The organism is Paenibacillus sp. 22594 (genome assembly GCF_052044425.1).
Taxonomy (GTDB): Bacteria; Bacillota; Bacilli; order Paenibacillales; family Paenibacillaceae; genus Paenibacillus_AQ.
The window spans coordinates 109159-126325 of the sequence record NZ_JBQENA010000010.1 but is presented as its reverse complement, the minus strand read 5'-3'; the positions used below and the strand labels follow the sequence as shown (position 1 = coordinate 126325).

Annotated in this window: 16 protein-coding genes; 6 read left to right on the top strand and 10 right to left on the bottom strand. The window is 43.7% G+C overall.

What is annotated here, in order from left to right; all coding sequences use genetic code 11:
• Positions 1 to 59 precede the first annotated feature (59 nt).
• The 3 genes from ACTJKB_RS25700 (at position 60) to ACTJKB_RS25690 (ending at position 2043) form a co-directional block, all read left to right on the top strand.
• Entirely contained in the window at positions 60 to 899 is an 840-nt protein-coding gene (locus ACTJKB_RS25700) for an aminoglycoside 6-adenylyltransferase (RefSeq protein WP_440837179.1), read from the top strand.
• Positions 900 to 1060: 161 nt separating this feature from the next.
• Positions 1061 to 1483, top strand: coding sequence for a VOC family protein (locus tag ACTJKB_RS25695; RefSeq protein ID WP_440837178.1), 423 nt, complete (start codon positions 1061 to 1063; stop codon positions 1481 to 1483).
• A 17-nt stretch (positions 1484 to 1500) separates the two neighbouring features.
• Entirely contained in the window at positions 1501 to 2043 is a 543-nt protein-coding gene (locus ACTJKB_RS25690) for a CDP-alcohol phosphatidyltransferase family protein (protein WP_440837177.1), read from the top strand.
• Between the two features lie 40 nt (positions 2044 to 2083).
• On the opposite strand, the gene ACTJKB_RS25685 is transcribed toward ACTJKB_RS25690, so the two are convergent.
• The 9 genes from ACTJKB_RS25685 to ACTJKB_RS25645 all read right to left on the bottom strand — a co-directional run bounded on the left by ACTJKB_RS25685 (position 2084) and on the right by ACTJKB_RS25645 (position 14389).
• Entirely contained in the window at positions 2084 to 2959 is an 876-nt protein-coding gene (locus ACTJKB_RS25685; RefSeq protein ID WP_440837176.1) for a formylglycine-generating enzyme family protein, read from the bottom strand.
• An 88-nt stretch (positions 2960 to 3047) separates the two neighbouring features.
• Positions 3048 to 3686, bottom strand: coding sequence for a glycoside hydrolase family 11 protein (locus ACTJKB_RS25680; protein ID WP_440837175.1), 639 nt, complete (start codon positions 3684 to 3686; stop codon positions 3048 to 3050).
• Positions 3687 to 3988: 302 nt separating this feature from the next.
• The gene (locus ACTJKB_RS25675) at positions 3989 to 7357 is read right to left on the bottom strand and encodes a HEAT repeat domain-containing protein (protein WP_440837174.1); all 3369 of its coding nucleotides are present in this window, start codon (positions 7355 to 7357) and stop codon (positions 3989 to 3991) included.
• A 39-nt stretch (positions 7358 to 7396) separates the two neighbouring features.
• Complete coding sequence (locus tag ACTJKB_RS25670) at positions 7397 to 9493, bottom strand: CAP domain-containing protein (RefSeq protein ID WP_440837173.1); 2097 nt, start codon at positions 9491 to 9493, stop codon at positions 7397 to 7399.
• Positions 9494 to 9825: 332 nt separating this feature from the next.
• A complete protein-coding gene (locus ACTJKB_RS25665; protein ID WP_440837172.1) occupies positions 9826 to 10635 on the bottom strand; it encodes an SDR family oxidoreductase in 810 nt (269 codons plus the stop codon).
• A 64-nt stretch (positions 10636 to 10699) separates the two neighbouring features.
• Positions 10700 to 11308, bottom strand: a complete 609-nt coding sequence (locus ACTJKB_RS25660) for a Crp/Fnr family transcriptional regulator (RefSeq protein WP_440837171.1) — start codon at positions 11306 to 11308, stop codon at positions 10700 to 10702.
• A gap of 38 nt (positions 11309 to 11346) precedes the next feature.
• Positions 11347 to 12330, bottom strand: a complete 984-nt coding sequence (locus ACTJKB_RS25655) for a phosphotransferase (RefSeq protein WP_440837170.1) — start codon at positions 12328 to 12330, stop codon at positions 11347 to 11349.
• A gap of 26 nt (positions 12331 to 12356) precedes the next feature.
• A complete protein-coding gene (locus ACTJKB_RS25650) occupies positions 12357 to 13283 on the bottom strand; it encodes a serine hydrolase domain-containing protein (protein WP_440837169.1) in 927 nt (308 codons plus the stop codon).
• A 23-nt stretch (positions 13284 to 13306) separates the two neighbouring features.
• The gene (locus ACTJKB_RS25645) at positions 13307 to 14389 is read right to left on the bottom strand and encodes a nucleotidyltransferase domain-containing protein (protein WP_440837168.1); all 1083 of its coding nucleotides are present in this window, start codon (positions 14387 to 14389) and stop codon (positions 13307 to 13309) included.
• 202 nt (positions 14390 to 14591) lie between these two features.
• Between ACTJKB_RS25645 and ACTJKB_RS25640 the strand changes: the two genes are divergently transcribed.
• Genes ACTJKB_RS25640 through ACTJKB_RS25630 form a run of 3 tightly spaced genes read left to right on the top strand, consistent with a single transcriptional unit; the run spans position 14592 to position 16491 of the window.
• The gene (locus tag ACTJKB_RS25640) at positions 14592 to 14969 is read left to right on the top strand and encodes a GntR family transcriptional regulator (RefSeq protein ID WP_440837167.1); all 378 of its coding nucleotides are present in this window, start codon (positions 14592 to 14594) and stop codon (positions 14967 to 14969) included.
• Positions 14970 to 14971: 2 nt separating this feature from the next.
• Positions 14972 to 15832 carry an ABC transporter ATP-binding protein gene (locus ACTJKB_RS25635; protein ID WP_440837166.1) on the top strand — a complete coding sequence of 287 codons (861 nt, stop codon included), beginning with the start codon at positions 14972 to 14974 and terminating at the stop codon, positions 15830 to 15832.
• Complete coding sequence (locus tag ACTJKB_RS25630; RefSeq protein WP_440837165.1) at positions 15832 to 16491, top strand: ABC-2 transporter permease; 660 nt, start codon at positions 15832 to 15834, stop codon at positions 16489 to 16491. The genes ACTJKB_RS25635 and ACTJKB_RS25630 overlap by 1 nt, the downstream gene beginning before the upstream one ends.
• Before the next feature lie 2 nt (positions 16492 to 16493).
• Here ACTJKB_RS25630 and ACTJKB_RS25625 read toward each other — a convergent pair whose 3' ends face one another.
• Positions 16494 to 17120 (bottom strand): type 1 glutamine amidotransferase family protein, encoded by a 627-nt coding sequence (locus tag ACTJKB_RS25625; RefSeq protein WP_440837164.1) that lies wholly within the window; start codon positions 17118 to 17120, stop codon positions 16494 to 16496.
• Between the last annotated feature and the right edge of the window lie 47 nt (positions 17121 to 17167).

Genomic DNA, 17167 nt, shown 5'->3' with positions numbered 1-17167 from the left:
TTTTTCCCAATTGGGTTATGATAGTATGGAGGCATCACCTAAGGACGGAAGTGTCTCTTATGCACAAGGATCTGGAATCCGCTTTTACCCGAGTTATCGAGATAATGAAAAATGACCAGCGCTGCAAAGGCGGCTGGCACTATGGTTCGATCAGCAGAAGTACTGACGATCAGTATTCGGATTATGATGCTGTGTTTCTGGTGGATACGGACTTTGAAGCCTTTGCCGCAGATGCCCCAAAAGTGCTTGCAGCAGCTTCCGATGAGCTTGTCTTATTCTGGGGTGAAAGCTTCAATGACGCTCATTTCAAAAATTATAACAGTGTCATCCGTATAGGAAGCCAACTGCATCAAATGGACTTCTTCATCATCAACGCGGATTATCCCGATGCATGGATGTGCAGGCAGCATTGCAAGGGCTGTACCCGGGACAACCTTATCTTTGACCGGTCCGGTGAAACTGCAGCGTTCCTGGATAAGGGATATCGCACAGAGAATGAGTTGCCCGATACCATAAGAACCATGGATACCTTCTGGATGCATACCGAGATGCTGATTAAGTACTTTAAGCGAAAGGATCTATTCAAAATTATCAAGAATATGGATGTTCTGTTCCATGCGCATGTGGACCTTTTATTGAGCCGGTATGATACGCTGGACTGGGGTGCATGGGAGAGCAAAGTCAAGCTGTGTGTGCCGGAGGAGAAGCAGCAGCATCTGAAAGCCTATTTTGCTAAACCGGAAATTCATGATTTGCAGGCAGCCGTCAAAAGAGGCATCGCATTCTTTCAACAGGATGCAGCTGAGATCTGCCAGGCCAAAGGAATGGATTACCCTGACCGCATAGCCGAGCAGATTATTGCTTACTTTCATAGTAAAATAGATTCTGAGGATCAATGACGGGCCTGCCAACTTTTCATTGGAGGTTCATGAATCATATGGCTCAAACCTTGAATTCAAAAATCATTGCGCCCATTTATCCCAAGGTGCCAAAATGAATATGCTATACTATTTACGCTAATGAGATGAACTGCCAATCAACTAGGACTGGAGATGAAGCGATGATTATAACACCTACGTTACATTTTCATGGTGAATGCGAAGAGGCCCTTGGACTCTATCAGCAAGCCTTTGACATCAGAATTGACTTCATATTGCATTATACGGACGCTAACCAACAGGACTGGAATCATGAATTGACAGAAGAACAAAAAGGCTATGTGTATCATGCTGAGGCATATATCGGAGAACAGCGTATCATGCTTTCGGATGAATTAGCACCAGCTGCTGCTGCAAGCACATCATTATTTCTTACGATCACCTTTGAAACCGCCACTCAAGTAAAACAGGCCTACGAGGTGTTGAAGGCTGGAGGCACGATCATTCATCCGCTGCGCAGTACGACCTATAGCTCCTGTATGGTTACCCTTGTCGATAAGTTTGGCATCCGCTGGGGACTCATGACGGAACAGACCGATACATAGAATCCGCGTGTGATGAGGTGGGACGAATAAAGCATATACCCAATATACTCTCTGCCCTGAGGATACTGTGCTCTCTGCTGCTGCTCGTTGTGCAACCGTTATCCTCCATGTTTTTTGGCCTCTATCTCGTATGCGGGGCAAGTGATGTGCTCGATGGATATGTCGCAAGAAAGACCAACAGCGCCAGTCCTTTAGGTGCCAGTATAGACAGTGTCGCGGATGTTGTTTTTATAACAGCTCTGCTGGCTGTCTTCCTTCCGATTCTTCAGCTCTCCTTGTGGGTCGTCTGCTGGATAACCTCTGTTGTTCTAATTCGCTTGAGCTCATTGCTGGTCGGATATGTAAAATACCACGCATTGTCTTTCCTTCATACCTATGCAAACAAAGCAACAGGACTAGCGCTATTCAGTTTCCCGTTTCTGTACAGCATATTCGGACTCACCGCGACCTCCATAGTAATTTGCGGATTAGCCAGCTGCTCGGCCGTGGAAGAACTGATTATCAACATAAAATCCAAAGAGCTATTAAGGGATGACGCGGGGTGGATGTTTAGAAAGTGAGGAATTTAAGAAAGAACTAACCGGCAAGCCTTCTTCCCGCTCACTCACTGCGAAACACACGAAAGCCCTGATCAGGGCCTATGCCATTTGCCTCGAACTTGCCCTGGTACGTTAACTCGCTGCTCCTGACATCGCCCACCCAACCGCCGCCTTTAAGAACCCGGTAAGAGCCGCTGCTATTACTATTCAAGTCTCCGTACCAGTTCCAGCACCATTCTCTGACATTGCCCGACATATCATAAAGTCCCAACTCGTTGGGCTTCTTGTTACCGACAGCCTTGGTTTGATTATGATTATTTTCTATCAGAGGCCAATTCCAATCACCAGATAAGTATTGATCTCCAGCGTTTCTCCAATACCATGCCACTTCATCTGCATTATTGCTGCCGCTGTATGTATAACTCTTGCTCATCCGGCCTCCACCTGCAGCATATTCCCACTCTATCTCTGTCGGCAACCGGTAACCATTAGCTCCTGCATTGATCGTTACTGTCCATTTGACATCATCGATATCACTCTTATTATTCGGGTCTTTTTTATTCTTGTCTATATTGTAATAGGGTTCTAAGCCCTCTTGTATACTCCTTTTATTACAGTACTCCACAACGTCATACCAGCTTACCATTTCTACCGGCAAATAGTCGCCTCTGAAAGCTGACGGATTATTCCCCATGACCTCAGTCCACTCTTTTTGAGTGACCTCATATTTTCCGATATAAAAGTCTGTTAGGGTTACATTTTTCCCGTAGTAGCTGGACTTACTATTCATAAAAGTTCCGCCTTGAACGAATATCAAATGATCTGGTTTTTCTTGCGGGTTGTCAGGCTTCCTCTGCGGGTTGTCAGACTTTTCTTGTGAACAAGCGCTGAGAACAATCATAATCATCACAAAAAGGATACTGGATAGCTTTCTCATGGATTCAGCCCTTTCACTCCATATTTTAAAATGAATACCGCCGGTCGTGAGACCGGCAGGACTTACCTATCCGTAGATTAATAGTCTGTTACCACACCGTTACGTTAGAGCTCCCGCTGCTTTGGTATCCCTCTGTGGCTAACACCTGGTAAGCCCAGCTGCTGCCCAGATTCATTCCTTTACTCTTCCAGGCATTAACGTGGTTGCTAAATGTGATGGCGGCGTTGCTTCCCGTTGCCCGCTTAGACTGTCTTACACTCCAGAACTGGGTGAATGTTTGGTAGCCGTCAATGGAAGGCGCATTGGTTCGTAAAGTCGTATAGATGTCATAAGTGCCTCCATCACTGGTCACAGTGCCTTTATACGCTCCAGTAGGTCTATATGTGCCCCAACTATCAACGACGTAATATTCAATGAGTGAGTTTCTCGTCCAGCCATAGAGAGTCAAGTATCCATTACCGCTAGGTGCCCAGACACCAGCATTATAGTTAATGGTCCGGGTGGGAGATCCGGTAGTCCAACCTTTGCCGACAACGAAATTGCCGGTATTGGACCAATTTACACTGTAGTTTCCGCCAGATCCATTCACAGCATTTACTGTTCCACCACCATCGGTCCAATTTTGCCAGTAGTCTGTATCTGCACTTGCAGTTGCAGCAAACAGGCCTGTACAACTCATTGAAACAGCCATAACTAACGTCAGGATTTTTTTGTTAAACTTAAACATGATTTTACCTCCCATATTTTCTGATTTGTAATTCCGTACATTAATCCACTAGATTATCACTCTAAGTGAATCACTCCCCCTCATTTGTGAGTCATCCCCAGCAAAAAAATTTATCTAATATATGCAAGACAAGTTACGTCTTGTATATGTAAATTATAGGAAGTAAGCGCATACATTTGAAATTAACAAATTCAAGATTTACCCCCTATTTTTTTCACTAATTTTTGGAAAGTCATCCATATCTGTTTGTCTCATCCCGCAAAAAGCCGCCCCACTAATGGGACGGCTAAGCATTTTGGGAACTAATCCAGCGCTGTCCAAATGTTAAGCGCATGGGAGCGAACCGCAAGGTTCGTGTGATTTCTGTACAGCCTCAGACGGTCTGCACACTCTGGACTCCACAATAGAGCACTTCCGGAAACTTCGAGCACAGAAAGCCCAAGATACTGAGACTCGTATCCATTCCCTTCAGCCCCTAGAAGATCTACAATTTCTAATAGGGATTCGGGATTCCAATAACCCATACTGTCATTTAAATGATATGCGACCTGGTTATAGGCATCACTTAACAGCTGTGGCTGATTTGAAATACAGTTAACCATCTGGTTCAGATAAGCGGCGGATTCCTCCACGTCATTCCAGTCTATGGCAGCTATATACAATTTCATCGCCACTTGCTGCAAAGTCTCATCAGATGCCAGAACATCAACAATCCCCGTATACAAAGGGATCAGATGTACACGTGTGATCTTCGGCAATGACGTCAGCTGGTCTGCAAATTTCAGGAGACGCTGCCGATGAGGCAAATCTCTTGTGGCAGTTGCATTCCATTTATCACTTATCGCTGCACTGGCCAGCTTCTGACAAACACTGATTACCACCTCATTGACCTTACCATCACGGCAGGTTTCGATCAGTGTGTTCATGGCAAACTCCCACCTAGTGCTATCTTCCAAATCCGTAATCGCCTGAGCCGTAGCAGCTGCAATGACACCTTCATTTCCACTTGTCCACTGCATCATACAACTGAAAGCATGCCTGCCGGCAAACACATCCGGATGACTGGCAATTTCAATGATTAATGCCAAATAGCGCGGTCTGTAGTCTAGCGGAAGACCATGAGGCTGTTGAGATAACAGACTTATCGCGATGTCACTTTCTGCTGAAGAAGCCATTGCCTTTAATATAGTCCATCCGCGCTCATCATCCAAAAGCTGTCTCGCTGCATGTCCGATGGCAATCATTACATCCTTGTGCGCGTTTGTTTTTGCGAACTCGTCCATCAATAGCGGGATGCTGTCACTGCTTCTATAGGTACCCAGTAACCGGATAGCCTCTTTTCTGACCGTGATTTTCAGTTTGTCCCGGTTTAACAGTTCTTTAAGCATTGCAGTCAGTAATACCGGATTCACTCTGCGGATGCATCTGGGTATGGAGTACATGGCTACACGGGCCCGGTCCCCATCCAGATGCTCCAGCAGAACAGGGAGTGCCTTTTCCGGCTCTTCCAGGAGTGAAAGGGCATGAAGTGCAGCTTCTGCTACGGTTACCTCTTCATCCTGCACAAGCCCCAGTAAGGGATCGGGACCAAGATCAGGCATACTTGCCATGATCCTAATGACTCTTGAACGCTCGGTCAGGCTGCGCTTGGCATCGAAGGCGACTTTTGTTAATAAGGAACTTAATGATTGTTGCTGCCTTGGCAGCCACCTGTTGAACCCGTCAGCAGCCGGCAGAAGATAAATCGTTTTACCCGATAAAAACCTGCCTTTAATAGCAGTCCCCGTAATAAATGGATCCAGCCACTCTTGACGTTTCCGGTGCAGATGGAGGAACACTTCATAGACTGTAATGAACGATTTATCCAAAGCCAGCAACTCTTTAACTCTTTCATCACGTGTGGTATGCGGGGCAAGCCAATGTCTGGCCGCTTGTATAGCTGTAGAATCTGTTTTTGCTCCCGTAGCTTCCTTTAACAGATTCTGAAGTCTGTTGATGCCGTAGCCCCGTTTGCCGAATGAATTAGCCAGGCTAATCACCAGATGGTAGTCTTCTCTCCGGTTGGCTTGCACAGCTAATGGATAAATGGCGTCGAAGATACTCCCTTCGATCCCCCGGGGTATATTCTTCTCTAAGGATGGCAGTGCGAGCTGACCATTCTGCTTGCCCAGTTTCCGGATCGTATCTACAGCGAATTTGAATAGCTCACCATGAGGATGGAAGGCATGATGCCGCAGAATTGCAAATGCCAGCTGTTGGATGCAATACTTTGTACCATATGATGTATCTCTCGCATCTATAACACTATCAACGAGCAAGGCAAGTTCTTGGACATGGGCATCCGTGAACACAGACGCAGGACTATCCGACAGCTCTTTAAACACTGCGCCCCGGACAGGGTCCTGGTCATTTTTGATCCGGCGCAAGAACAGCAACGTCTCATTCATGCCCTGTCTCGATAGAACCGTACTCCTGATCAGCTGCATAAGCGCCGTGGCGCGTTCGTCTGCATTCGATACCTGTGTGGCTTGTTCAAGCTTCGCTCTGGAATGATGAATAGAACGGCAAGCCATAATTCTAATCGTCCGGTCCCGGTCATCCTTGATTTCACGAAGTCCCAGCATTCGGGTGGCTTCCTTGTCACGCAACGTATGCGGCAATACATACAGTAATCCTTCCGGAAAAATACGCTCTTGGCGTCTATCCTCTGCATACACCGCATCAAAAATCACTTTGCGGCTGGAAGGGGGCATATGATGGAGCAGCTTCGCTATTTGCATAGGACGATCTGCTAGTAATTTAGCCAGTTCAATCCATTGATCGATGGATAAATAATTTCTTCTTTTTAGAATCTCATCAGGTACGCCATGAGCAAGCAGATCGCTGCGCGACTCGTTTCTTGTAAGCAGCATATACACTGCATCAGGATGGATTCGAACCAACAGGCCGAGTTGTTTTTTTAGCATAGGATTTATGGTCCCCATGGGTCCATGGTTCATAGCACATTCTAAAAGTAAATCCGCCTTGGAATGGCCTAAAATTTCGATAGCCGATGAGAATCTCCACCACACATATCCCTTTTCTCTAGGAGGTGTGCTCTCCAATGTGGTTCTGAAATACTCTGCAACCACGTCTAGATGACGACTAGCTAATTTACGCCAATTGTGAATGACATATCCAATATCCACTAGCCATTTGCGAACCGTTTCCTTATAACATGCAGATAGTAATAGGGATGCCTCTTCCGCTCCCCAGCTAGCATATACAGAAGGCAATAACCGCTCCGCCAATTCCTGACGATTGATCAATGAAACACAGCGCAGCAGCTTTCGGCGGCAATCATGCGATAGGTTAGGAAGCTCGCGTTCAATATCCAGGTCTGAACCCACTTTGGCCAAAAGCCCCGCTGCCGTATTTCTGACACTTGCCGCAGGATGCCGGAGGGCTGACAAAACAACTTTAGCATCTTGAGTGACATCCGCACCGGCTAATGCAAGCTGTGCCTCATAGGCACCCCCCTCCAGTAAGGAAGACAGCAATTTGGAGTACTCCGTGGAGCCATTATGATCACGGCCTAGAATGGCTACTTTATGGATTCTGTCTGAATATTTCAGTGCATCCAGTTCTTTTAGCAAGCTCTTTTTATCCAGGGGATCTTTTTTGAAAATCATAAGCCGCCTCCTCCGCTGTTCTCGTTTCATTCAACTGGATCAACTGGAATATTGATTCTCGTTCATGGTGTTATATTGTATATCTAAATAATAACTACCTTCGGGAGTTTCAAAATATAGATTCAAAGAGGCTTGTTCGTAGGGACCAGACTCTACTTTGAACTTTCCTTCACTGTCTAAGGTTACAGTCACATCTTCTATCTGTTTAGGATGCTTTCCCCCTGTTTGTACACGCACTTTGAGACTTTGGCCGGCGAATTGGGTGAACTTTCCTTCAACAGTCAGCGTATGATCTCCGTGGAAATCTGCAAAGAGGGTTTGATTGGTGAACATATCCGGCTTAACGTACACTACCTTTGGGGGAAGCTCTGCTAAAACTGAAGTTGGTGTTGCACTCGCCGGCCGTCCCCGTAATTCAGTAAGCTTGGGCCGCAAATATTGAAGGATCTGAGCAGCCTCCGCACGGGTAATTCCTTTATCCCCCTGATACCCTGACAAGGATAGCTCGGTAACTCCCCTCACATAATCCTTCCCTAACACGAACTTCACAGCATCATAGTTTTTGAAATTTAGCCCATCTGCTGCAGCTATAATCTCAGCGATCTTTAGCCGGGTAATTCGACTGTCCCTTGCGGGCAGTTTGGATAACCCATCCAGCGGGAAATTCCGGTCCTTGGCGATCAGGTAAGCGGCATCTGCCCAATGCTTTATTTTGACTGGCTGATAAGCTTCAATGTTCACATTGTATGCTTTTAGGAGCATGGTCCAGAATTCAGCTTCGCTTACTGCTGCATCGGGTTTAAAGAGTCCCTTTCCAGCTTCGGTCATGATGCCTGCTTTTAGTGCCCATTCAATGGCAGGGAACGCCTTGTTCCCGGCAATATCCGTCAATTTGCCCGGGTCGGCAGCAGGGTAGATCTTTGATTTTAATTTTGGATATACTTTTACTTTAAGCTGTGAAGATAGGGCACCTAAAGATGCTGTAATGATGTATTCCCCTGATTTAACACCCATTATTGCTCCCGAGGAGGATACACTTAGACCATTAGTCCGGTTAACGGAATATTTAACCTCATCGCCCAAGAGCACATCCTTTGTTCCATCATCATAGTTGCCTTCCATTTGAAGCTGGAATGGTCCGCCTTCATTGATCACGATTTCTTTATAGGTTGGAACCAACTGTGTTAGTACATGACCTTTTCCGGTGGTGAAAGACCATACTTTCGTCTGGGTATCCAAAGAGCCTTCTACTTGGTATTCCAGGGATACGGTGTACTTGTGATTCCCTTTTAATACCGACTTGGGAAATATATAAAGAGTATCATCGTCTTTAAATTCTTCATAATAAGGAACCTCCGTTCCTTTCTCATCGGTAAGTACCGTTTGGTGCGAGATCATATCCTTATCTGCAGCTGCAGATATAATATAACCCGAGTACTTGGCATCAAATTGTTCAAGTGGATTCGGTATTTCACTTCCGTAGAACCCGACAGGTACGTTGGTCTGTTGATCGTAAGGGTATACGGAGATACCTCCATCTACAGGCTGTGTTTTTCCAGGACCGCCGGCATCCAAGACGGCAGTTCCGTGAACCAGGCCAATTCCAATCTCTGTATAGCGGGGGTCCAGTATAATATCACGGTGATAGGCTGTATCGAGCCACCCTTGAATAGCTGCTTTACTGCTCTTTTGTTGGAAGTGCATGACCTCCCCCGTTGCATAACCCTGCGATCCCGACGCCCAACCCGCCGCCTTCATCCGTGCCATTACCGACTGGCCCGTATAGCCTGGCTTTCCCGAGATTTCAGAGTGAGCACTCAGGCCTGGAAGATCCGCTTGATTGTTATTATAAAATTCAGCATGCGAAATTGCCGCCTTAGTAATCGCTGCATTCAGTTGAACGGGAGGAATCCCTGCCCGGGTCCTCACCTCGTTGAGGAATTGCAGACCTTCCAGCTGATCTGCGGTATACCCGGTCCCCTCACTGGCTGGATCTGCTGCGACAATATTGCCTGCTGCACTAAATAACCCTGTACTTACAACTCCGAATAGCAGTACGAAAAGGACAGTATAATGGATGAAGCGCATACGAGGAGTGCGAACTGCCTGATTTCGTTTTTTTCCGACAAATAACATGATTATCCCCCTTTTTTCTGAAGTTACCTATTCGACGTTTTTCAATATTTTTCCTCTATATGAGCAGAGTTTACTGTTGTCCATGAACGAGAAGTTACAGAAGTCTGTATTTCGGAATTTTTTTACTGAACAAGGTATATTGAAACATCTTCCAGCAAAATTTTTATACACAAATTCGTGAACCGAATTAACGGTATGTATGAAGTGAATGAGCGTGAAGATTGGCGAGATTGGAAAAGTCTAAACTAGCTAACGAAGATTATTCGTGCTCTATTCCTACAAGGAAAATTAAATAGCTTCACTGTCATTTGCTGTCAGTGAAGCTGGCGAAGTCATCGAATATACAATTTTTTCAATAGGTATTCCTTTAGAGAATCAGGAAAATGTGTAATCATACTGTATGTAAATGGAACAGCAACTTTATAACGGGGATTCATCCGTCTTTTCGATATGATATCACTTATTGCTTTTGCTGCTACTTCAGGGTCAGTTGGAATCTGTGTGTTTCTCATTCTTGCATCTGATTCATAAAAACCGGAATAGCAAGAATTTAGGTTTGACATAAGATCAATTGAATTGTTATCTAGTGTCTTGAAAAAATTGGTTTTTATAGGTCCCGGTTCGATGACGGTTACCTGGATATTATAGCTGTGCAACTCTAAACGCAATGCATCGCTTAATGCCTCAACTGCAAATTTAGATGCACAATAAGCTCCATTAATTGGTTGAACAAATTTTCCTGAAATCGACCCAATGTTAATAATCTTACCCGATCGTTTCTTACGCATTTCTGGAACAACTGCCTGAATCATGTTAATTATGCCAAGTACATTCACATCAAACATACTTTTCGCACTCATTACGTTAATCTCTTCCAAAGCTCCTCTAATGGAGTAACCCGCATTATTTACGAGGATATCAATTTTATGAAATCGCGATATCACTTCGTTTATCCCAGCATAAATGGACTCTCTTTGGGTGACATCCAGCGATAATTTCAAGGATGCAGGTAAATCTTTTAAGGCTTCCACATTTCTCGCAGTTGCGACGACTGTATATCCTTGGTCAAATAAAATCTTACAGAGTTCTCGGCCAATCCCTGTAGAGCATCCGGTAATTAAAACGACTGTTTCATTTTTCAATATAACCAACCTCCATGAAATAAAATTGGCTTCATCATAAGGCGCATGGAGATTGCTTGCATTATCATTTGTTAAGCTTTAGTTTTGTTCTTATTCTGCTAAGAGACACAGGGGTTATTCCCAAATAGGAGGCAAGATGATATTGTTTAAGCCGCTCTTCCAGCCCTGGATATGCAGCAAGGAATTGTTTATAGCGCTCAGTACTGTTTAATAGCTTAAAACTACTCGCATGTTCTTCTTTCGCTACAAGCACCCCATCAATCATTTTTTTGTAAAGTAAAAGTAGTTGATAATTACCTTCGACTATTTCCTCAAAATCAGAAATCTTCGCTACTAGAATTTCACTGTCTTCCAATGCCTGTATGTAATACATAGATTCTTTTTGAGACAGATATGCTGCGTAAGAGAACAGTGCTGCACCTTCTGCATAAAAATACTTTGTTCTATCATTACCTGTTTTATCCATATAATAAGAGCGAAAAATCCCCTTAATAATCAACCCTATTTCGGTAGATTCTTCACCTTCTTGTAAAAAGAACATATCCTTTTGAATTACCCGTGGCTTAAAAACATCCCCCAATAAAGCAATGCTTTTCTCATCGACCTCATCGAGAGAAATCGCCTTACTTTTCATAAGATTCATTAATACACCGTCGTATTGATTCCCATTCACACAAAAACCTCATTTCTTCTGTGTGGTACTACAACTGTTTATGAAGTAGCCATGTTCAAATATTTTTGCAACCCCTCCTTTGCACTTGAGTTATTTGTCCACGCTCCCAAATTCCAAGTCATAAAACGTAGTCCGAGATACCGCGAAGCGATCGCATACAACTGTTCAAATCGGTCTACAGGAGTCTCTAATCCAAGTGAAGCCAACACATCCTGATATGCTCTCGCTTGTTTCAATTCAAATCTTAATGGGATGTCTAAGAAAAAGGACCCATACCTTGCTTCCTCCCAATCAATGAAAAAAACATCATCATTATTGTGCACCAATACATTTCCGGGATTTAGGTCATTATGGATTAACGTGTGCGAACGTTCATCGTTCAACACCACTTCAATGTCATTAACTATGCTGCCAGATACAGCTTCGACTTCAGGAATATACTGACCGAAAGTCTCCATAAACTGTTCATTATGTTTAGCTTCTTCCCATACAGGTTTCCATCGCCCGTAAATCATTTGTTCGATATGGTCATAATTAGCAAAGGGAAGCCACGATAATTCCTCCCTTGATCCGTGATTCATTTTGTGAATATAAGCCAATGCATGCATTTCCTTTTCTTGAAGCATCTCGAAATTAAGGCTTTGGTAATTAGTCTTATAATCCACATCCTGAATACAGAGAAGGGCCCGATCATCTGAATCGAGGTCATGCGTTCTACTGTAGGGGACGTTAGCTGACTGCAAAAATAATCGGTGGAGGATTCGGCGCTCCGTTGTATTCGCCATCTTCGTGATCAATGAAATGTATTCTTTGGTGCCTTCGTCATCAATAAGAACTTTATGCCGGGATAGGCCGACCGCTTGATATCCTGTATTTAGCGGGGTGCTTTCCATTTCAAGAACCATTGCCGTATTGGAAATGAATTGCTTCGTCGATTCCTGTATCAACTCTAAAATCCCGTTAGCTTCGAGCTTCATATCTACCCTCCCAATCCACATCCAACCGGCCAGCATCTGATCCATCTGCTTGATCAGGTGCTGGCACTGCCCTATAGCTTATCTATTAGCGTATTCCAGGTCAGCTCAAGAACCCCTGTCATGTTGTGTGGTTCATTTGAAATATAGGTAACAACGGCATTCTTATCTGGAAGCATGACAACATATTGACCATATAAACCGTCCATTCGATATGAATTAGGATAGGAGTTCATCCAGATTTGATAGCCATATCCCTGCTGATGGTCAGCGGTTGCAAAGTCCGGGGTGAATTCTTTGGTTTGAATTTGGACAGATGTTGCCTGTTTGATATAACTTGAAGGAATAAGCTGCTTACCTTGCCAGACCCCTTGATCAAGAATTAATTGCCCGAATCTGGATAATTGCTCTGCCGTTAAATATAATCCTGCAAATCCCTGCGGGATTCCCTTTGGACAAGTATCCCATTTAGGTTTCGGTATATCCAATTGCTGAAATATTCTTTTATCTAAGTAATCATCTAAGTTAGTCCCTGTAGTCTTGCTTATTATTTTTGATAGCATGTAAGTTGCAGAGTTGTTATATGTAAAATGAGTCCCCGGCTCAAAAATAACCGGTTCTTCAAAGAACAACTGAGCAATATCCCAACTTGTATCGCTTCCCCAATCTGCCTTAGCCACCGGGCATTCTGCTTGTCCAGTTCCCATGCACAGCAAATCATGGATCGTCATCTTTATTAAATATTGATTTAAAGGTACATTTGGAATGTCAGGAAAAAAATCAATAACTCGGTCATTCATGTTGAAGTAACCCTCACTGATAGCAATCCCGACTGCCATTGAAGTAAATGTTTTACTTACTGACCACAAAGGAGCAGGTTTTTCTTCCTCAAAATCATGTTTCGCTGCGATCTGACCCTCTTGCCTAACCAGAACATTTCGCACCTGAAGATTTTGACTTTTTACGGACACTATCAAATCATTCAGCAAGTTATTATTCATTCTAATCATCTCCAAGTTATTTCCTACAGCTTCATATATTGGTTATATAATTGCTCAAGGGTATCGTATCGCTCGACCTTTCTCCCTACCCTGTTGTATTCTTCCAGATATTCATCCATGGCCTGCAGGAACTGATCTTTAAATAAATTAAGATTATCCGAATCAAAATACTGCATTAAATCAAACTTTTTTGTTCCTCTCGTTTCTGTCATTTCATCAAGGAAAATTTGTGTACCCATTGCTACATGATAGGCATAGGATTTATCCTCTAATTCCACACTTGCTATAATCTTATTGCGGCAGTTGCACCACAACTCCTCATAGGTACCGGCAAGATTATCATAGCTCGGGATAGGTTGCACTACAAAATCTTTATCCATTTTATGATATAAATCATTCACGCTCTTAAGAATTTTATAGGATGCACTTCTGATTTCCTGGGTAGTCTTCGCATCTATCACAGCCATGTATATCATTTCAAAATCACCAGGAATATAACGGTATGTACCTATTTCCTCCAGATATCTCTTAAGCCCCCGTTTAAAATAGGTATTGTTCAAATTCGTTAGAGCATTTACCAAATTGTATAAAACTCCGCATGAAGCATACCTTACTGCTCCTAAATCTTCAGATAGTAAGGTATTCGTATATTCCTGTTTTGCTATGTCTAAGTCCTTTTTCGCTCTACGGATACATTCTCTCCCTATGGGCTTGGCTAAAGCATCGAGTGCTCTCTGTTTATATAGGTTAAACTTATCCATGTATTCGGGTTTTGCACAATATATTATCTGTAAATCTACCAGATGTGAAATCATGGGACTCTCGAGATTTGCTTCATCCTCTATTCTTGTTTCCCACGGCGTACAATAGATGTCATATCCAACATCCTCCAGGATAAAACAAGAAGAGATCCCCCAGCCCCGGTCCGTGTTATTAATGATAATTAGATCAAGGTCGCTTTTTTCATGAAAATCTCCGGTACTAAAAGAACCTGTAAGCCCAATGATTGCAATATCCTCAGGAAAATCTCTCTTCGCACGTTCAATAACCATGTTAATCAGTTTTTCATTTTTAAATAAAATCTTCTGTCTACTCACATCATCCATATTCCATGTCCCCTCTCAGTCAGATCCTCTAATTGATTGTATTGTATCAACCTGCCTGAATAAGGGATATCCCGACTTTATCTATATTCAATCTATACCAACTGCTAGCTACAAATAAAACTCCTTTGACAAAATAAACTTCACCTAACTATAATGTACTTATTGAACAAGTACACTACAACACACTGTAAAGGAGGGCCGTATGGAAATCATCATCAGCAGTAATACGAGCAAGCCTATATATGAACAAATCACCTCACAGATTAAGGCAATGATTATGAGCGGAGAACTACAGACAGGCGACCCCATTCCGTCCATGCGTGCATTAGCCAAATCCATTCATGTCAGTGTCATTACCGTACAAAAGGCTTACGAGGATTTGCAGCGGGATGGCTTTATTGAAACGACGGTCGGGCGGGGCAGCTTTGTATCGACGCAAAACAAGGATTTTTTCCAAGAGGAACAACAGCGAAAAGCAGAAGCACATTTGCAGGAGGCTGCAGATATTGCGCGTACCAGCGGTATACCACTCAGTAAGCTGGTTGAGCTTTTGACAATGTTTTACCAAGAGGAGGAGTAACTATGGAACCTATTTTGCAGGTGGAGAACCTGACCAAACAATATCCTGACTTCAAGCTGGATCAGGTGTCCTTTTCTATTCCGAGAGGCACGATTATGGGGCTGATTGGTGAGAATGGCGCCGGTAAAAGCACCACGATTAACGCCATCTTAGATCTCATCCGAAAGGATGAAGGGATCGTCACGTTCTGGGGTCAGGAGCTGTCCTCTAATCCCAAGCAAATCAAGGAGGACATAGGGGTTGTATTTGACGGTATCAACTTCTATGAGACCCTCACACCGGCCAAGGTCGGCAAAATTTCAGCGGCTGCCTATAAACAGTGGGACGATGCCATTTACAGCGGTTATTTAAAAAAGTTCCAGCTCTCTTCCGACAAAGAAATTAAAACATTTTCTAAAGGCATGAAGATGAAGCTTTGTATTGCTGTAGCACTCTCCCACAAGCCAAAGCTCTTGATCCTGGACGAAGCGACTAGCGGACTTGATCCTATCATGCGTGACGATATGTTGGATGTTTTTCTGGATTTTGTCCAGGACGAAAACCACTCTATCCTGATGTCTTCCCACATCACAACGGATTTGGAGAAAGTGGCTGATAACATTACCTTTATTCATGAGGGAAAAGTCCTGTTCTGTAAAGCAAAGGACGAACTTCGTTACAACTACGGCATTATTCGCTGTGGGGCAGCACTGTTTGCAGAGATTGACCAATCGGAGATCCTTGCCTGCCGGAAGTGCGACTATCAGTGGGATGTGCTGGTTGCCGATAAGGAAAAAGCTCGCCGCAAATATAAGACCGCAGTAGTGGACGACGCATCTATTGACGATATTCTTCTTCTCTATGTAAAGGGGGAACCGGTGTAATGAAAAGCTTGATTTTAAAAGATTTGTATAACATCGGGCACAACGCCAAATCCATGTTCTTTATGCTATTTGTTTTTGCCCTAATTTTTGTCCCTTTCAGCGGACCGGAAGCCTATATTATCGCGAGTGGAGTTCTATGCAGCATGATGGTTATGACTACGTTCAGCTTTGATGACAACTCCAAGTGGATGAAATACGCTATGGTTACCCCAGTTACCAAAAGGGACTTGGTGGCCAGCAAATTTATTGTTCTGCTGATTTTCTCGGGTTTCGGTGTTGTTACCGGTCTAGTAATTGGTTTCATTGGTGGCATCATCACCGGTAAAGTTGATTACAGCAACATGAGCGATATCCTCACTCTGCCGGGTATCGCTGTAGTTGGTTTTATAATTGCGACAATCTTAGGAAGTCTGTCCATCCCTCTGTTATTTAAGTTTGGTACAGAAAAGGCTCGTACGCTGTCACTTGTGTCCTTTATAATTCCCGCTGCGATTTGCTTTGGTGTGTATGAGATTCTGATCTTCTTTGGTGTTTCTTTTACAGATCAGCTTCAGTTGATCCTGCTGTACTGCTCCCCGGTGATCGCGCTGGCGTGGAACTTGGCGATGTACAAAATCAGCTATGTGATTTTCTCAAAGAAGGACCTTTTGTATTCATAACCTCACTGGACTGATTCCATCAGCTCATAGAAATACTGGGGATCGTGAGTCTTATTAAGACTATACCAGGCATCTAATGTTTGGGAAGAAAACACATCCAGAGCTTTCAGGATATGTGCAGCAAATTCCAAAGGAGCTATTCCAGAAGCCGTGATCAGTTTTCCATCGGTTACAGTGGAATCCTTTTGATAATACTGTTCGCCCGTATAAGCGGGACAGATCATTTTAAGATATCCCAGATCATTGCTTGTATGACAGCGTGAATTCAGCAGTCCAGCTTGGGCTAGTCCTATTGTAGCGCCGCAAATGGCTGCAACCAGTACCCCTTCCTGTAAACAACTCTCAACAATTTTTAAGATGGGGTGGTGAATGGATTCTGTCCATGTATTTCCACCGGGTAAAATTAATGCATCTGTACTTTCAATGCTGCACTCATCCAGTTGGAGGTCAGGCAGTATTTTCAATCCGCCCATTGTAGTTACAGGAGTCTTTTCAATTCCCACGGTAACTATTTTGGATGGGGAGAGTCCCTTTCTGTAATATCTTCCTGAGTTCAGTTCGGAAGTTAAGTAACCTATTTCCCAGTCTGCCATTGTGTCAAATACATAAAGATATACCGTGCTACTCATTAATAAATCCTCCCAATATAAATTATCAAGTGATAACCAATCATCAA

What these genes read in the sequence shown, in the direction of transcription:
- ACTJKB_RS25700 (WP_440837179.1), top strand. Translation starts at nt 60, where the DNA reads ATGCACAAGGATCTGGAATCCGCTTTTACCCGAGTTATCGAGATAATG.
- ACTJKB_RS25695 (WP_440837178.1), top strand. Translation starts at nt 1,061, where the DNA reads ATGATTATAACACCTACGTTACATTTTCATGGTGAATGCGAAGAGGCC.
- ACTJKB_RS25685 (WP_440837176.1), bottom strand. Translation starts at nt 2,959, where the DNA reads ATGAGAAAGCTATCCAGTATCCTTTTTGTGATGATTATGATTGTTCTC.
- ACTJKB_RS25680 (WP_440837175.1), bottom strand. Translation starts at nt 3,686, where the DNA reads ATGTTTAAGTTTAACAAAAAAATCCTGACGTTAGTTATGGCTGTTTCA.
- ACTJKB_RS25675 (WP_440837174.1), bottom strand. Translation starts at nt 7,357, where the DNA reads ATGATTTTCAAAAAAGATCCCCTGGATAAAAAGAGCTTGCTAAAAGAA.
- ACTJKB_RS25670 (WP_440837173.1), bottom strand. Translation starts at nt 9,493, where the DNA reads ATGTTATTTGTCGGAAAAAAACGAAATCAGGCAGTTCGCACTCCTCGT.
- ACTJKB_RS25655 (WP_440837170.1), bottom strand. Translation starts at nt 12,330, where the DNA reads ATGGATCAGATGCTGGCCGGTTGGATGTGGATTGGGAGGGTAGATATG.
- ACTJKB_RS25650 (WP_440837169.1), bottom strand. Translation starts at nt 13,283, where the DNA reads ATGAATAATAACTTGCTGAATGATTTGATAGTGTCCGTAAAAAGTCAA.
- ACTJKB_RS25645 (WP_440837168.1), bottom strand. Translation starts at nt 14,389, where the DNA reads ATGGATGATGTGAGTAGACAGAAGATTTTATTTAAAAATGAAAAACTG.
- ACTJKB_RS25640 (WP_440837167.1), top strand. Translation starts at nt 14,592, where the DNA reads ATGGAAATCATCATCAGCAGTAATACGAGCAAGCCTATATATGAACAA.
- ACTJKB_RS25635 (WP_440837166.1), top strand. Translation starts at nt 14,972, where the DNA reads ATGGAACCTATTTTGCAGGTGGAGAACCTGACCAAACAATATCCTGAC.
- ACTJKB_RS25630 (WP_440837165.1), top strand. Translation starts at nt 15,832, where the DNA reads ATGAAAAGCTTGATTTTAAAAGATTTGTATAACATCGGGCACAACGCC.
- ACTJKB_RS25625 (WP_440837164.1), bottom strand. Translation starts at nt 17,120, where the DNA reads ATGAGTAGCACGGTATATCTTTATGTATTTGACACAATGGCAGACTGG.